Origin of the sequence: Thermoanaerobacter wiegelii Rt8.B1, assembly GCF_000147695.2 — a bacterium.
Classification (GTDB): domain Bacteria; phylum Bacillota; class Thermoanaerobacteria; order Thermoanaerobacterales; family Thermoanaerobacteraceae; genus Thermoanaerobacter; species Thermoanaerobacter ethanolicus.
In genome coordinates this window covers 2,142,147-2,158,417 of sequence record NC_015958.1, presented here as the reverse complement: position 1 = coordinate 2,158,417, position 16,271 = coordinate 2,142,147, and the positions used below count along the sequence as shown (strand labels likewise).

The 16,271-nt window shown below is 33.7% G+C and carries 13 protein-coding genes and 1 pseudogene; all 14 read left to right on the top strand.

Going from position 1 to position 16,271, the window contains the following annotated elements:
• Nucleotides 1-124: 124 nt before the first annotated feature.
• Nucleotides 125-1,006, top strand: a complete 882-nt coding sequence (locus THEWI_RS10550; RefSeq protein WP_156786939.1) for a damage-control phosphatase ARMT1 family protein — start codon at nucleotides 125-127, stop codon at nucleotides 1,004-1,006.
• 161 nt (nucleotides 1,007-1,167) lie between these two features.
• Nucleotides 1,168-2,312 (top strand): annotated as a pseudogene (gene istA, locus THEWI_RS15060) (IS21 family transposase); the annotation flags it as partial.
• A 159-nt stretch (nucleotides 2,313-2,471) separates the two neighbouring features.
• Complete coding sequence (locus THEWI_RS10540; protein WP_014063406.1) at nucleotides 2,472-3,515, top strand: IS30 family transposase; 1,044 nt, start codon at nucleotides 2,472-2,474, stop codon at nucleotides 3,513-3,515.
• Between the two features lie 302 nt (nucleotides 3,516-3,817).
• Nucleotides 3,818-6,520: a sigma-54-dependent transcriptional regulator gene (locus THEWI_RS10535; RefSeq protein ID WP_014063405.1), complete on the top strand. Its 2,703-nt coding sequence runs from the start codon at nucleotides 3,818-3,820 to the stop codon at nucleotides 6,518-6,520.
• 108 nt (nucleotides 6,521-6,628) lie between these two features.
• Entirely contained in the window at nucleotides 6,629-7,168 is a 540-nt protein-coding gene (locus THEWI_RS10530) for a PTS sugar transporter subunit IIB (RefSeq protein WP_014063404.1), read from the top strand.
• 12 nt (nucleotides 7,169-7,180) lie between these two features.
• On the top strand, nucleotides 7,181-7,954 hold the full coding sequence (locus tag THEWI_RS10525) for a PTS mannose/fructose/sorbose/N-acetylgalactosamine transporter subunit IIC (RefSeq protein ID WP_014063403.1): 774 nt from the start codon (nucleotides 7,181-7,183) through the stop codon (nucleotides 7,952-7,954).
• A complete protein-coding gene (locus THEWI_RS10520) occupies nucleotides 7,951-8,790 on the top strand; it encodes a PTS system mannose/fructose/sorbose family transporter subunit IID (RefSeq protein WP_014063402.1) in 840 nt (279 codons plus the stop codon). Before THEWI_RS10525 ends, THEWI_RS10520 begins: the two co-directional genes overlap by 4 nt.
• A 312-nt stretch (nucleotides 8,791-9,102) precedes the next feature.
• On the top strand, nucleotides 9,103-9,516 hold the full coding sequence (locus tag THEWI_RS10515) for a PTS sugar transporter subunit IIA (protein WP_014063401.1): 414 nt from the start codon (nucleotides 9,103-9,105) through the stop codon (nucleotides 9,514-9,516).
• A complete protein-coding gene (locus THEWI_RS10510) occupies nucleotides 9,513-10,625 on the top strand; it encodes a uroporphyrinogen decarboxylase family protein (RefSeq protein WP_014063400.1) in 1,113 nt (370 codons plus the stop codon). The genes THEWI_RS10515 and THEWI_RS10510 overlap by 4 nt, the downstream gene beginning before the upstream one ends.
• A 1,176-nt stretch (nucleotides 10,626-11,801) precedes the next feature.
• The gene (locus THEWI_RS13675; protein WP_052877866.1) at nucleotides 11,802-12,065 is read left to right on the top strand and encodes a hypothetical protein; all 264 of its coding nucleotides are present in this window, start codon (nucleotides 11,802-11,804) and stop codon (nucleotides 12,063-12,065) included.
• Between the two features lie 4 nt (nucleotides 12,066-12,069).
• On the top strand, nucleotides 12,070-12,555 hold the full coding sequence (locus THEWI_RS13670; protein ID WP_052877865.1) for a vitamin B12 dependent-methionine synthase activation domain-containing protein: 486 nt from the start codon (nucleotides 12,070-12,072) through the stop codon (nucleotides 12,553-12,555).
• Between the two features lie 19 nt (nucleotides 12,556-12,574).
• A complete protein-coding gene (locus THEWI_RS10505) occupies nucleotides 12,575-14,299 on the top strand; it encodes an ASKHA domain-containing protein (protein WP_052877864.1) in 1,725 nt (574 codons plus the stop codon).
• Between the two features lie 12 nt (nucleotides 14,300-14,311).
• Nucleotides 14,312-15,550 (top strand): PocR ligand-binding domain-containing protein, encoded by a 1,239-nt coding sequence (locus THEWI_RS10500; protein ID WP_014063398.1) that lies wholly within the window; start codon nucleotides 14,312-14,314, stop codon nucleotides 15,548-15,550.
• Between the two features lie 31 nt (nucleotides 15,551-15,581).
• Nucleotides 15,582-16,217, top strand: a complete 636-nt coding sequence (locus THEWI_RS10495) for a corrinoid protein (protein ID WP_014063397.1) — start codon at nucleotides 15,582-15,584, stop codon at nucleotides 16,215-16,217.
• The last annotated feature ends 54 nt before the right edge of the window (nucleotides 16,218-16,271 follow it).

Genomic DNA, 16,271 nt, shown 5'->3' with positions numbered 1-16,271 from the left:
TTTCTTTGGTATTGTGTTTATTTGTTTATTTTTTATTTAATATTCTAGATAGAAGTTAAAAAGTGTTAATTTCAATTAAAGAAATATGAAGAATTTAACATTATTCATAATTTGGGGTGAAAAAATGAAATTAGAGGCACAGTGTATACCTTGTGTAATAAATCATGCATATAAAGTAGCTAATAAATATTTTAAAAATGAGGATGAAAAAATACTCTATTTGAAGGAAGTGATGAAAAATGTAGTAGAGGTACCCTCCTCTAAAAGTCCTCCCTATATTACACACATCACGTATAATTTGCTAAAGAAATATTTAGGGATTAGTGGAGACTATGATTTTTATGCAAAAGAAAGAAAATATTTCAATAAAAAGTTATTGAGTTTAACAAAAAAGCTAGAATATATTATAGAAAGTTCACAAGATAGACTCTTAACATCGATAAAAATTGCAGGGGCAGGTAATATAATAGATTTTGGAATCTTTGATAATGTTGAAGAAAATGTAATGGAAAAAATAATTGTTCCAACTTTAAAGAAAGAGTTTTCTATGGAAGTATATAATAAATTTAGAGAAGACATAAAAAAAGCCGAGTATATTCTTTATTTAGGTGACAATGCAGGAGAAGTTGTTCTCGATATGCTTTTAATAAAAGAGATAAAAAATTATAATCCTGACGTGAAAATAATTTTTGGAGTAAGAGGAGGATATATATTAAATGATGTTACAAAAGAAGATGCATATATGGTAGGAATAGATAAATTTGCTTGCATTATTGATAATGGCACTGCTATACCGGGCACAGATTTAGAAGAAGTATCTGATAAATTTATGAAGTGGTTTAAAAAAGCGGATATCATTATATCAAAAGGCCAAGGGAATTTTGAGACTTTGAATGATATTTATGGACGTAATATCTATTTTATTTTTTTGTGTAAATGTGATGTTATTATGAAAAAGATCCAGCTTAATAGTCTTGATATTGCTTTTTTAAACATACACCTATAGATGAGAAAAATTTATGGTGTTTATTGTAAAATAAAAATGGACAAAGTTGCAAAGAAAAATCCCCAGATTTGCAAAGGGTCATTGCAGGCACCCATAAAAACCATTATTCCTGTAGTTAGGGAAACTCTTAAATTGCAAGGAAGGAATGGAGGATGCTCACAATGACCCAAATAGATAATATCAGAAATGCGTTCTTTTTAAGGGGTTAAATATCAGTGAAATAGCAAAGAAATTTAAAGTTGACCGGAAAACGGTGCGCAAATATGTTTACCAGGAATACTGGGATGCTTCAATTGACACCAAAGCGAAAAAGGTATTTCCAAAACTTGAGCCTTTCAAAGAAGATATAGATAAGTGGCTTGAAGAAGACAAAAAAGCCCGAAGAAAACAAAGTCATACTGCCAAACGAGTTTATGATAGGCTGTGCGAAGAATATGGTGATAAATTTAATTGTTCTTATCGCACTGTAGCAGGATATGTGGCTATGGAGAAAAAGAGCTGTATCAAAACAACTCATGCCGTTTACCATTAGAACATATACCAGGGGAGGCTCAAGTAGATTTTGGTGAAGCTGATTTTTATGAGAATGAAACATTGTATCATGGATTTTATTTGAATCTATCATTCCCCTACCAGCAATGTAGGTTATACACAGCTTTTCAAGGGAGAAAATCAGGAATGTTTATTCCAGGGATTGAAGAACATATTTGAACATATCGGTGGGGTACCGCATAAGCTGTGGTTTGATAATGCCAGTAATATTGTAAAGCTATTAAAAAATAGTGAAAGAAAACTTACAGATGCATTTCTAAGGTTTGGGAAGCATTACGGTTTTGAAGTTACATTTTGCAATCCAAATGCGGGGCATGAGAAAGGGAACGCAGAAAACAAAGTAGGGTATCACAAGCGTAACTTTCTAGTACCACCTCCTCGATTTGAAAAGTTAGAGGATTTTAATGTGGAACTTTTACGATTATGCGATGAGGATATGGAACAGGAACACTCTAGGAAAGTGGGAACTCACGCCGAACTTTTCAGAGAAGACAAAAAAGCCTTGCTCAAATTGCCTGCTAACTCCTTTGAGGTAGCAGAGTATGTAATAGTTAAAACCAATGCTTATGGGAAATTCAGTCTGAATGGTGGCAAGCATATTTACTCTACTGCTCCAAAATATGCTAACAGTCGAGTATTAATCAAGATAACACCTTACGAGGTTATACCACTTGATGAGAATTATAGAGAAATTGTACATCACCATCGGTTTTACGGTGACACAAAACAAGAGAATATGAATTGGCTACCATATAATGCCCCCATTTGTCAAGACAATTTTTTTAAAAATCTAAGTTAGATTTTTGCTGGTTAGTTGTATAATTAAATGCAACAGATAAAAAAATAGAAACCATAGTGAAAATCGTGTATGATATAGGTGTCAAATCAACATCATACAAGGAGGATTTTCACTATGGTTCATAATAATTGTACCACAAAAAAGCGTTCTTTTAAACACTTAAGTAGCTATGAACGAGGAGAAATCTATGCATTACTCAAGGAAGGAAGGAGTATTCGGTATATTGCTAAAAAACTTAATCGATCTCCAAGTACCATAAGCCGTGAAATTAAACGTGGAACTACTACACAACTTAGAAGTGATTTGTCTTCTTATACAAGCTATTTCCCTGAAACTGGTCAGGCTGTCTACGAAAAAAATCGTTCAAATTGTGGAGCTAAATTTAAAGCAGCTAAAGCAGAAGATTTTTTGAAATATGCTGAAAATAAAATATTACATGAAAAATGGTCGCCGGATGCAGTTGTAGGTTATTGTAAGAAGGACCCAAGCTGGAATAATAAAACCATTGTTTGTACTAAAACACTCTACAACTATATAGATAGAGGATTATTAAAAGTTAAAAACATTGATTTACCTTTAAAACTACGTTTAAAACCAAGGAAGAAGCAAAACCGTAAAAATAAACGTATTATGGGTAAAAGTATTGATTTTAGGCCTAAAGAAGTTGAAAGCCGTGAAGTTTTTGGACATTGGGAAATAGATACGTTAATTGGCAAGAAGTCTAATGACAAGGTCCTTTTGACATTAACAGAGCGTAAGACTCGCCATGAAATAATACTTCTTTTAGATGCAAAAGACAGCAAATCTGTTAAAGATGCACTATCAAAATTAAAAGATATATTTGGTGATAATTTAAACAAAGTATTTAAAACCATAACATCTAATAATGGTACAGAGTTTAGTGATTTAGAAAGTACTCTTTTAGAATATGGGGTAGAAGTATATTATACACATCCATATTCATCTTGGGAAAGAGCTACGAATGAACGACATAATGGTCTTATACGACGTTTTATCCCTAAAGGAAAAAGTATTAAAGATTTATCTATAGATACGATAAAGAGAGTAGAAAATTGGCTTAATAACCTTCCACGAAAATTGTTAAATTATAAAACACCTAAAGAATGCTTTTATGAGGAACTGGCAAAAATCTGTTAAGCCCATCTCTTATAAAGTATAGAGCTCGCTCGTGATTTGTCAAGGGGCAGGCTTCGCCTGACTTAAACCCTTGACAAATTACGACCTTCGCTCAATTTGTTAACTAAGATGGGCTTAAGGTTATATATGATTTGTCCCAAATCCTATATCTACATGATTTTCATTAAGTGTTGCATTTAATATTGCAATTTATAACGAAAACTTGACACAGACTTTTTCATATGATAAGCTTTACAGTTATTGTTTTGTGATTTATAATAATTTCTGTAGTGTTTTATAGTGTTTTAGATAGGGGGTATTGTATGGAGAGAAAACAAAAAGTACTTCTTGCATTAAATAAACTATCAGAGAAAAACAAAGAATTAATTAAATTTGAAATTGGTTTTACTGCAGAAGAGGTTGCACGCGAAGCTGGTATATCACGGTGTAATGCCAGTAGCGATTTAAATTCACTTGTAAAAGCGGGAATTGTTATAAAATTTAATGGAAGACCCGTAAGGTTTATTTCGAAGAAATATTATGAACAATATTATAAAAGTAATGATTCTTTAAATACATTAAAAATCGAAGTTGATCCTTTTTCTTCAATAATAGGATGGAATATGAGCTTAAGAGATGCGATAGACGAAGCTAGAGCAGCGATAAATTATCCACCATTTGGACTCCATACACTACTTATAGGACCAACTGGATCTGGTAAAACTTATTTTGCCAAAAAAATGTTTGAATATGCAAAAAATATTGGTAGAATTTCTGATAAATCAGATTTTGTGGCTTTCAATTGCGCTGATTATGCTCATAATCCACAGCTTTTGATGAGCCACTTATTCGGACATATTAAAGGTGCTTTTACAGGTGCAAACAATGAGAAATCTGGCCTTGTTGATAGTGCGAATAATAGCATTTTATTTCTTGATGAGATTCACAGGTTACCACCTGAAGGACAGGAAATGCTTTTTTATTTAATGGATACGGGGCAATATAGACGCCTTGGGGAAACAAACGGATTTAGAACATGCCAAACAATGATAATTGGTGCCACAACTGCGGATCCACATTCCTCTTTATTAAATACTTTTTATCGCCGTTTTCCTGTTGTAATAAGGATACCATCTTTATCTGAGAGGCCAATTGCGGAAAAGAAATTAATGGTAAAGCAATTTTTTACACAGGAAGCCCATAAGATCGGAAGACCATTGAAAATTGCAACAGATGTTATTAAAAGTTTTATAATGTATGATTGTATAGGAAATATAGGACAACTAATTAATGATATAAAGGTTACCTGTGCAAAAGCATTATTAAACGCTATAAAAAATGGAATGTATGAGATTAAAATAACAAGAGAAGATTTGCCACCACATGTAAAAAAGGTGCTATTAAACGATAATTCATGTGATGATTTTTTATTAATTAATATTATGCTCGATGAAGAATGGAATTTTGACAAAGAAGATGCTTATGACGATGATGTGATAGGTGAAATTTATTCATTATTAAATGAAAAAGAGAAAAATAAAAATACGGTGGAGAAAAAGTGGAGTAAGGCTAAAAGTCTTTTAGAAAATTATTATAAAAATCATATAAATAAAATCTATCAAAATAAAGATAGGGTTATTTTAAACTTAACAAATATCATTGGGCAAGATGTCTTATCTATAGCCAATGAATGTGTAAAAATAATAAAACAGAATTTAAAAGTTGAAATAGATAAAAATATATTACCTGCGCTGGCATTACATATATATGCCTGCCGTGAGCGAATTATGTCTGGACTAAGGATAGAGAATCCATATATCGATAAAATAAAAAGAGAGTATCCAGAAGAATTAAATGTTGCTAACATGATAGTAGAATTAATGAAAGAGAGACTCAAGTTAGATATACCTGCAGATGAAGCGAGCTTTTTAGCAATGCTAATTCGATCAAATGAAAAAAATGAAGATGCAATAGAGAAACCTGTAGGTGTAGTTGTTATGTGTTATGGTGATAGCACTGCTTCAAGTATGGTAGCGACAGCAAATAAAATTATAGGTTCTGATATTGCTATACCAATAGATATTCCAGTAGATTCTGATCCAAAACAATATTTAGAGTATGCTATGAATGAAGTGATCAGAGCTGATAAGGGGAATGGGGTACTGCTTTTAGTAGATATAAAGAGATTTGTGTCATGGGGAGAAATAATAGCGGCGAAAACCGGAATTAAGATTAATATTATTGAAAATGTAAATACATCTATGGTTATTGAAGCGGTTCGAAAAGCAAGAAGAATGAAACTTGAAGATTTAAGTGCAGAAATTGAAAATTTTAATAAATATCCAGACTACTGGGTTGTTGACGAAAATAAAAAAAGTAAAACTTTAATATTAACATGTATAACAGGAAAAGGTACAGCGACTCGTTTAAAAGAATTGATAAGAGATTTAATAAAAGATGATGATATAAACTTAGTTACGCTTAACATAAATGGGATCGATATAGAATCTGGTTTGAAAGCGGATTATTTTAAGAAAAAGGAAAAGCCTGTAGCTATAGTTGGTAGTGTAGATTTAAAAATACCCGGTGTACCATTTATATCACTTGAAGATTTATTTTTTGGTGATGGGGAGAATAGAATTGCAAAATTATTAAATTTAGAAAATGTAAACATAGATATTACACCAACGGAAATAGAGAATGTTCTCAAATATTATCTTCGCTTTCTTGATAATAAAAAGATATATAAATTATGTACATCAATTATTAATAGGTTAAAAGAATCTGGATTTAAATTAAAAACGCATCAAATTATAAATCTTACTCTTCATTTAAGCTGTCTTGTAGAAAGAATTATCTCTGGTGAGGATTTTGGAAAATGGCCAAAAGAGGAAAAAATAAGAAGCGAGTATAAACACGAATGGGATACGGTAAGTTCAGCACTTTCTATTATTGAAAGGGAACTTAATATACTGATACCTGATAGCGAGGTAGCATATATTGTTCAGTATTTGATGGAGGGATAAGCCTCCTTTTGTTTTATAGTGTTTTAAACACATACTCTATACTATTGAAAATATAGAGTTGGCATGAAATTTGCTTTATATAAAGGGTAGATTAAAAAAAGGTGGTGATTGGAAGAAAACAATAACAAAAAGGTGGATAATAACAAAGGGGTGACTTTAAAAATGAGCAAAGTAGTTTTGTTTCGCATCGATGAAAGGCTAATACATGGTCAAGTTGTTACTGCATGGGTTGGATACACTAAAGCGAAAAACATACTGGTTGTTGATGACGAAAGTGCAAATAATCTCTTATTATCAAAGGTATTAAAAATGGCAGCACCACAAGGAGTTCAAGTAAAGGTTGTTACAATCAAAAATGCAGCAGATATGCTAAAAAATAGTCAGATTGACAATATCATGATTATTGTTAAAACTACAAAAACTGCTAAGGAGCTAATAGATTCATGTGATAAAGATATATTTCCTGCTGAAATTAATGTAGGAAATTCCGGCAAAACTCCTGAGAGGGAGAAGATTACATCAAATGTTTATCTAAGTGAAAATGAAATAGCAGATTTAAAATCAATAAAAGCGAAAGGCTTCAATATTTATTTTCAAATGGTTCCTGATGATACAAAATATACATGGGAAAAAGTAATAAAAGAATAGGAGATGGTATTTATGGCGTTGTGGCAGGCAATTGCGATAGCATTTTTTGCATATCTTGCATGGATTGCTACACCGTGGCTTGGTGGGCAGACAATTGGTTATCAGGCATTTGGTCGTCCGCTTATTGCGGGTACAATTGTTGGATTGATACTTGGTGATGTAAAGACTGGCATGATAATAGGTGCAACAATCAATGCTATGTATATAGGCGCAATAACACCAGGTGGAGCTATGGCGGCAGATCTGAATTTCGCAGGCTATGTCGGAACAGCATTAGCGATGATATCACATGTTAAACCAGAAGTCGCTATTACACTTGCAGTTCCACTTGGTCTTGTTGGGACATTTACATGGCAGCTTTTTGCAACAGTCGGCGTATTTTTTGCCCATATAGCAGATAAATATGCTGAAGAAGGAAATACAAAGGGTTTAACATTTATGGTTATGGGTTTACCACAAATTTTTGCTTTCATTTTGAGGTTTGTACCTGCATTTTTAGTTTTATATTTTGGTGCCCCTATTGCGCAAAACATGGCAAACCTTATACCCGCATGGCTCACAAATGCACTGACAGTTATTGGTGGTTTATTACCAGCATTAGGAATGGCTGTACTCTTAAAGATGCTAATAAAAGATGTAAAATATATAGGATTTTTCCTCTTGGGTTTTATAATGGTGGCAACATTAAAAATTCAGATTCTCCCAGCATCTGTAATAGGTATAGCCCTTGTATTAATCAATTTGATTTATATTAACAATAAAAAGCCAGAGGAGGCTTCATTATGAACGAGAAATCAGGTATTGTTAGTAAAAGTGAAGAAATAACAAAAAAAGATTTAACCAAAGTAGCATTAAGATGGCTTTTCTTTAACACATCAGCATGGAATTGGGAACGTATGCAGCATATCGCATTCGCTTGGAGCCTCTTACCTGTTTTGAGAAAACTCTATAAAAATAAAGACGACCTTGGAAAAGCATTAAAACGTCATATGGTATTCTTCAATACTGAAATGGTTATAGGTAGTCCTATAATTGGTGCAGTCGCAGCAATAGAAAAAGAGAAGGCAGCGGGTGAAGACATACCAGATGATACTGTAAATGCAATAAAGAGTGGTCTTATGGGGCCCTTCGCTGCAATAGGTGATTCTCTATGGAGTAGTGCTATAAATGCTATATTATTAAGCTTTGCAATGGGACTCGCGATGCAGGGTAATATATTTGGCCCGATATTATTCGTTGCTGCGTGGGCTACATTAGCATGGTATGTGACAAAATTAGGTATTAATATAGGATATCGTATGGGCGTAAACCTTATTAATTCAGAGTTCCTTACGCCCGAAACAATAAACAAAGTAACAATAAGCTTAAGTATTCTTGGATTGGTTGTTGTTGGTGCATTAAGTGCAAACTTTGTAAATCTTACAACACCGCTTAAATGGATTGTTCAAAATAAAGAAACAACACTGCAGTCTATACTTGATAGTATGATGCCTAAGGTGTTACCTTTATTATGGATAGGGTTGATATGGTATTTACATCAATATAAAAACTGGTCTGTCATGAAACTATTAGGTTTTACAGTTATAATAGGCCTGTTAGGATCTTTACTGCATATTTTTTAGTTTTAGCCCGGTTTATTCGGGCTAATTCTTGCTATGAAGAGGCTAGATGGCTTGCTAGCTCAGCTCACACATAAAAATTGTACCACACTGTAAGGGTCTCTCCCTTTTTCGAATAGTTGCCGGTTATTCCAGGCTACAGGAGGTGTTAGGAGTACTGCTCGCAGCTTAACCTAAATTAATTTTCATAAAAGTACGCATATTATCAAGAATCAAAAATCTTTTTTTGATTAATTGATAAATTTAATCTAAATCATTATTTTATACGAGCTTAATTGAGTTAATCACAAAATATTGAGATAGGAGGCTACAACTGTGGTAGGAATTTTATTACTAACACATGGAGTATTGGCTGACGCAATGATTGATGTGGTAAATATGGTGCTTGGCAAGCAAGAGCTAACTGCAAGTGTTGGTCTAAAATCGGGTGATAATATTGATGATTTTCGCAAAAAGGCTTATAAGTATGCAAAAGAGCTTGACGAGGGAGACGGCGTTCTGATTTTAACAGATATACCTGGGGGAAGTCCTGCAAATATAGCGGCAGAAATAGTGTGCTATCGTAAAAATGTTGCAATGGTAACAGGTATAAATTTACCTATGCTTTTAGAGACATTTGTTCAGAGAAAAGTAGAAAACCTTAATAATCTTGCAAATCAAATAGTAACTTGGGGTATTGATGGCATAAAGGTATATAAATCTGAAGACATTGGAGGTGTTGTATTATGAATAGCAGAGAAAGGGTATTAAGAACATTAAAACATGAGGTACCAGATAGAGTGCCGCTTGCACTTGGTGGAAGTGCATATAATATTAATGATATTGCATATAAAAATTTAATTAGATATCTTGGTTTATCAGATGATTGGAAGCCATTTAGAAATGATGGATTTAAAACAAGTAATTATCTTGATGAAAGAGTTTTATCCGTATTAAATATTGATTTTAGGTATATTTATATGCCAACACCTGACCTTGTGAAAAAGGATGGAGGGATTTTCCGCAATGGCTGGGGACAAACAATAGAGAAATCGGGCGAATTTTTACATACAAGCGCAACACTTGCGGATGCTACAATAAAGGATATAGAGAATTATGCATGGCCAAATGCTGATGATTATAAGATAAGCCCTGATGTTATTGAAAAAGCGAAACAATATAAAGAAGCTGGGTATGCAGTAGTTGCTCGATCTGTATGCTCATATGGATTTATGGAGCAATCTGAACATCTAAGAGGTTCGGAGCAATTTTTAGTAGATATGATGATAGATGAAAGTATTGCGAAATGTATTGTGGACCATGTTGGAAATACAATATTAAATCTCACTAAGGTATATTTAGAAAATGTCAAAGATTTTATAGATATATATGAGCTTCCTGGCGATGATTATGGTTCGCAGGCAGGTCCCCTAATATCAGTAGACCTTTTTAATAAATATTTTAAACCGTGGTACAAAAAAATCGTTGAACTCGTGAAAGGAATGTCACCTAATGTTTATGTACTTGCACACAGTGATGGTTTTATAACACCATTTATACCTGAATTCATCGATGCTGGAATAGATATAATACATCCACTTCAACCAAATACAGGAATGGATAACACTGCTATAAAGAAAGAATACGGAAAATATGTTACATTTTTAGGTGCAGTTGATATACAAAGTGCATTGCCTTCGGGAGTAGAAGCTACAAAAAAGGAAGTAAAAACACGCATAAAAGAGCTTGGAGATGGTGGTGGATATATTGTTGCACCAGCAAATCATATTGGGCCAGACGTAAAACCGGAAGCAATTGTTGCTATGTATAAAACAGCTATGGAATATGGGAAATATTAAAGATGTGAATCCTTGTTTAAAGGCTTCTCTTACCATAACAAACTATATTTGACATTTCTAAGCGCCATAATGGTAAAAGAGATCAAAGCCATTTGTTTGTGTAAAATTCACTCTGGTTAAAATCAAGTGATCTAATTACCACCATTTGTCGAGAATACTGCCTCTAGCCCTTAGGGGTCAAGGATACGCTGCCACTAGCTTTTGTCGGTTCTTGACCAGAAGGGCTTCCGGCGGTTATTAACAGTTATGGCTATCTTATTGAAACTACCTTTTCCTTTGATTTTTTAGAGGTCTTCTTTCTGCTATTCAAAGTACTCGGCTATATCGAGTACTTTTTAGTAGAAGCCCATTTTTCATACTGTTCCATTAGTAATTTTCAGCCGATTGCTAGTTGGGAAATATCCTGATTATTCTTTCACGCTGGTGATTTCTTCATTTAGCCGTTCTAGGCTATTAGTAGTATTGAGGCCTTTTTCGATAACGATCAGGAAGCTTTAATACGGTTATAGCATCCTCAAAACCAGTTTCTAATACATCCAGGGTCTTAGCAGTTTTAGTTTTATACTCATTTCGTACTTGATTTAGTAGCATTCTTGCTGCTTTTGTATCTGGAGCTAAGCCATGACAGCTTTGATGTTGTGGAGGTCATTGGTCATCCTCGACATCAATTCACGTATCTTTATGTCGTCAAAAATTTAAAAAGCATTGCCTGTATGGGCTTAAACAGATTGTATTTTAAATCGAGTACAGTGTTTTCTGAGACCATTTCCAGCTAATATGAGCATAGCTATATCAATATCAATATAATCCTCTTATGGCACTTATAGATAATAAAAATTGCCAGTATGTGAGTTAAAAGTGCCTCCTTATAATCACCTTATCTATAAGTACTCTAGAAAAATATGAGGTATAAAAGGTAGAGGCCTACAGTTAAAGCTATGGATAAAAAAGGCAATAATGAAATAAAAACAACTCTCTTTTTATTCTGTTTGCCACTTGCCGAACTCAAGTTAAAGATACTTACCATGAGTTTGGACTTGTGTAAGAGGGTTTGATGTTGTTTTGTGTAACATTTTTGGTATAACATTAGCATATAAAATTTAAAAAAATCATAGCAAATTAAAAGATATGTATATTCCTGCGTGGTACTATAGTATAAAAAAGGGGAAGTTTCGTATGCCAATTGAAAAAAATAGAGAGGTGTTTATAGATAAAAATATTGTTTTCAAAAACTTAGGATATAATGAACTTAACAATATACCACAGGATATATTAAATGAAGTGGATGAAACTATATCTCATTCCATGTCGCTTATAAAACCTATGGTGGTTTATGAAAGATTGCCTTTTGAAGTAAATGAACAAGAAAAAGTTGTTTTAATTGACGGCAAGTATCAATTTAAAAGTGACTATCTCATAAAAAAATATAAAAGAAGCTGATTCCATGGTTATAGCTATAGCTACTATAGGCCCAGGCATTGATGAAATGTGTGATAAATATTTTAGCCAAGGACATTACTTAAAAGGAATGATTTATGATGCCATAGGTACCGCGGCATTGATCAACCTTATGAGAAAATTCTGGCTTGACCTAGTGAATAAAGCGAAAAATGAAGGCGTTGGTATAACACGGGGATTAAGCCCGGGTAATAAGGATTGGGATTTAAAGGCTCAAAAAATGATATTTAGCATCCTTGATGGTAGTTCTATAGGTGTAGAATTATCGGAAAACTTTATGATGAAGCCTATTAAATCTATATCTGTGGTTTATGGAATGGGTAAAAACATACCTATAGCTGTTGTGGATCATGACTGTGCAGACTGCGAAATAAAGGATTGTTCTTTTAGAATTACACCAAGATTAAAAGAAAGGTATAAAGTAGATATAATTAATGGAAATAACAAGCTAACGGTAGAAGTAGAGAGGTAAACGCTTATGGGACTTGCTTATGGAAAACAAAATACCCGTACAGAGTTCTTGTGGTGGGCATGGAACATGTGGAGAATGCAGGGTTATAATGCACCCTGTGAAACAATTTAATCAATTAACTCCAGCAGAAAAGAAATTTATATCTCTACAAGATACCCAAAAAGGCTATAGATTAGCGTGCACTATTTTTATTGATCAAGATATGGAAGTTATAGTACCAGAAGTAAACAAAGATGCGAAAATATTATCAGTAGGTGATGAAAAAGAAATAGAGTTAAAGCTTAGAGTGAAAAAAATAAATGTTATAATGAAAAGACCAGAATTAGATGATCAAAGGGATGACCTCAAGCGATTGGAATATAATATTGGAAGAATAAAATCAGTTCCCAATGTTATACGAAAGTTACCTAATGTTTTAAGACAAAACGAATTTAACATAAATGTTGTAATAAGAAATGGAGAACTTTTAGACGTAGTATCTCCAAACAACAAAAGTCTTTATGGTATAGCGATGGACATAGGCACGACGACAATTGTTGCATATCTCATAGATTTAAATACAGGAAAACAACTTGATGTTTATTCAAACCTCAATCCTCAAAAGCCTTATGGAGCCGATGTGATAACAAGGATAAACTACACTATTACAAACCCAAAAGGGTTAGAGGACCTTCACAATTCAATAATAGATGAAGTTAACAATATCCTAGCTTATTTTTACCAAAAGAATGGCATAAACAGCAATGACATATATGAAATTGTAGTAGTAGGTAATACCACCATGATGCATATATTTGCAGGGATACCTTGTGTCAATATCGCCAATGCTCCTTACATACCTGCATATACTAAAGAATTGGAATTTAAAGCGAGTGAAATAGGTATAAATATAAATCCTAACGGTTATATAGTAATGCTGCCTATGGTATCTGGATACGTAGGAGCAGATACCATTGCAGCGATTATCGCTAGTGGCATGTATGAGAGTAAAGAGATGAGTTTACTAGGAGATATTGGTACAAACGGCGAAATAGTACTCGGTAATAAAGATAAGATGGTATCCTGTTCTGCAGCTGCAGGTCCTGCTTTTGAAGGTGCTGAAATAACTTTTGGGACAGTTGGTGTAGCTGGCGCTATAAGTTATGTAGATCTTAACAGCGATAGTATTTATAAAACCATAGGTGACAAAAGACCTCCTATAGGGATTTGCGGCTCGGGTATCGTAGATACCGTTTCTGAGCTTATTAAAAAAGGTATAGTTGATGAGGCAGGAAAAATGCACAAAGCTGAAGAACTGGAAGACTTATTGGAACCCAGACTTTTAAAAAGGTTAGTGGAATATAACGGACAGGTTGCATTTGTACTTGATGATTCAACGGGAATTGTATTAACTCAGAAAGATATAAGGGAATTTCAGTTAGCAAAGGGAGCTATAGCAGCTGGCATAAACATACTAATAAATGAGTTAGGTATAGAAGCAGAAGACATACAGAAAGTTTATTTTGCAGGAGGTTTTGGTAACTACATAAGAATAGAAAGTGCTATAAATATTGGACTTATTCCCAAGATTTTAAAAGATAGGATTATACAAATAGGAAATGCAGCAGGAGTAGGAGCTAAGATGGCTCTGCTTTCAAATGATTATTTAAAATTAGCATTAGAAATAAAGAATAAAGTAAAATATATAGAACTTTTTGCTATACCAGAATTTCAAATAGAATTTATGAATGCAATGTATTTTTAGGGGTTGTTTCCTATGATATCTAAGGAAGTGCTGCAGAAGAGTATGGATGCGTACAAAAATTCCACTGGCATAGACGTATACGCGATAAATCCTGTGGGAGATGTGTTGTACCAAACTAGTTACAACTATGAATTCTGCCGTTATTTCAAGAAATTGGTAGGTGATAATTATTGTAGAAAACTCCAAATTGAGTCAGGTTATAGAGCCGAAAGCTTTGGAGAATCGTATATATTTTCTTGCTTTGGTGGTCTTGTACATTGGTCTGCGCCTGTAGTGATTAATAAGGTGATGGTTGCCATTTTAGTGGCAGGACCTGTATTGATGATTCAACCTGATGACATCATGTTGGATGATATGGCAAAAAAATATGGTTTAAATAGTCAGCAGCTTGATTTATTAAAGCAATTTCTTAAAAGCATACCTGTATTTATACCAGAACGCATTCGCTATCTATCAGAACTTTTGCTTATGGTGTCAGAACACATAAGTTCTGAAGAGATGTTTCAGTTAAAAGCCAAAAGAGAATTTTATGAGTCGCAGGCCAGAATTGCCGAAGAGATACAGGAGATAAAGTATGAAAACACATTTTTCTATTATCCCTTTGAAAAAGAAAGGCAACTGGTAAGACTAGTAAAATCAGGTGAAAAGATTGCGGCGAAGGCCTTGTTAAATGAACTGCTAGGTCATATATTTTTTAAAAGTGGTGGCAATTTTGAATACATGAAAGCCAGGGCTTTGGAGTTAGTTGTGATTCTGTCAAGAGCAGCAGTAGAAGGTGGTGCCGACCTTGAAATGATTTTTGACCTTAATTTAAAATATTTTCAAGATGTTGGTGCCATATCTGATGTTGATGAACTGTGCTACTGGCTTGTAAAAGTCCTGGATAAGTTTACAGAGAGTATATATAATATCGGCCAGTCTAAAAATACAATAATTTATAAAGCTATTGATTATATAAAAAAGAATTATAAAAAAGGCCTGACCCTTGAAGAGGTTGCTAGGTATGTGTATTTAAGTCCTAATTATTTTTCAAAGTTGTTTAAAGAGGAGGTGGGAATGAGCTATACAGATTACCTCAATAAATTAAGGGTAGAAGAAAGTAAGAAATACCTGATGCGATTGGATCTAAATATTCTCGACGTGGCACTAATGGTAGGATTTCAAGATCAGAGTTATTTTACTAGAGTATTCAAAAAGTATGAGGGAATATCCCCAGGTCAATTTAGAAAAATGAGCTGGGGCAATATATAAAAAACTAAATTTAGTGAGGAGGATTTGCTTTATGGAAATTTTGAAGGAAATTTCAGAAGCATTACAGGTAGGAAATGCTAAAAAAGTTAAAGAGTTGGTTCAAAAAGCTTTGGATGATGGCATAAGGCCCAATGATATTTTGAATAATGGACTTATTGAGGGAATGAGTATTGTAGGTGTTAAATTTAAAAACAACGAGATTTATGTACCAGAGGTATTGATTGCAGCGAGGGCTATGCAGGCAGGCATGGACGTGTTAAAGCCACTTCTTACTGCATCTGGTGTAGAACCTATTGGCAAAGTGGTGATAGGTACAGTTCAAGGTGACCTACACGATATAGGTAAGAACCTAGTAAAAATGATGATGCAGGGAGCAGGCTTTGAGGTAATTGACCTAGGAGTAGATGTATCTGCCGAGAAATTTATAGAAGCAGTCAATGAGTATAATCCTAATATTGTTGCAATGTCAGCTTTACTCACGACAACGATGATACAAATGAAAAATGTAATTGAAGCGCTTAAAAATGCGGGTTTAAGAGATAAAGTTAAAGTGATGGTAGGAGGTGCACCTGTAACAGCAAATTTTGCAAAAGAAATAGGAGCAGATGGTTATGCGAAGGATGCGGCAGAAGCCGCAGAACTAGCAAAAACATATGTTGTAGCATAGCAAAAGTTACGCAGAAGAATACCAAACATGGTATCTTTTGTAAAATATGTTCAA

What these genes read in the sequence shown, in the direction of transcription:
- THEWI_RS10550 (WP_156786939.1), top strand. Translation starts at nt 125, where the DNA reads ATGAAATTAGAGGCACAGTGTATACCTTGTGTAATAAATCATGCATAT.
- THEWI_RS10540 (WP_014063406.1), top strand. Translation starts at nt 2,472, where the DNA reads ATGGTTCATAATAATTGTACCACAAAAAAGCGTTCTTTTAAACACTTA.
- THEWI_RS10535 (WP_014063405.1), top strand. Translation starts at nt 3,818, where the DNA reads ATGGAGAGAAAACAAAAAGTACTTCTTGCATTAAATAAACTATCAGAG.
- THEWI_RS10525 (WP_014063403.1), top strand. Translation starts at nt 7,181, where the DNA reads ATGGCGTTGTGGCAGGCAATTGCGATAGCATTTTTTGCATATCTTGCA.
- THEWI_RS10520 (WP_014063402.1), top strand. Translation starts at nt 7,951, where the DNA reads ATGAACGAGAAATCAGGTATTGTTAGTAAAAGTGAAGAAATAACAAAA.
- THEWI_RS10510 (WP_014063400.1), top strand. Translation starts at nt 9,513, where the DNA reads ATGAATAGCAGAGAAAGGGTATTAAGAACATTAAAACATGAGGTACCA.
- THEWI_RS13675 (WP_052877866.1), top strand. Translation starts at nt 11,802, where the DNA reads ATGCCAATTGAAAAAAATAGAGAGGTGTTTATAGATAAAAATATTGTT.
- THEWI_RS13670 (WP_052877865.1), top strand. Translation starts at nt 12,070, where the DNA reads ATGGTTATAGCTATAGCTACTATAGGCCCAGGCATTGATGAAATGTGT.
- THEWI_RS10505 (WP_052877864.1), top strand. Translation starts at nt 12,575, where the DNA reads ATGGAAAACAAAATACCCGTACAGAGTTCTTGTGGTGGGCATGGAACA.
- THEWI_RS10500 (WP_014063398.1), top strand. Translation starts at nt 14,312, where the DNA reads ATGATATCTAAGGAAGTGCTGCAGAAGAGTATGGATGCGTACAAAAAT.
- THEWI_RS10495 (WP_014063397.1), top strand. Translation starts at nt 15,582, where the DNA reads ATGGAAATTTTGAAGGAAATTTCAGAAGCATTACAGGTAGGAAATGCT.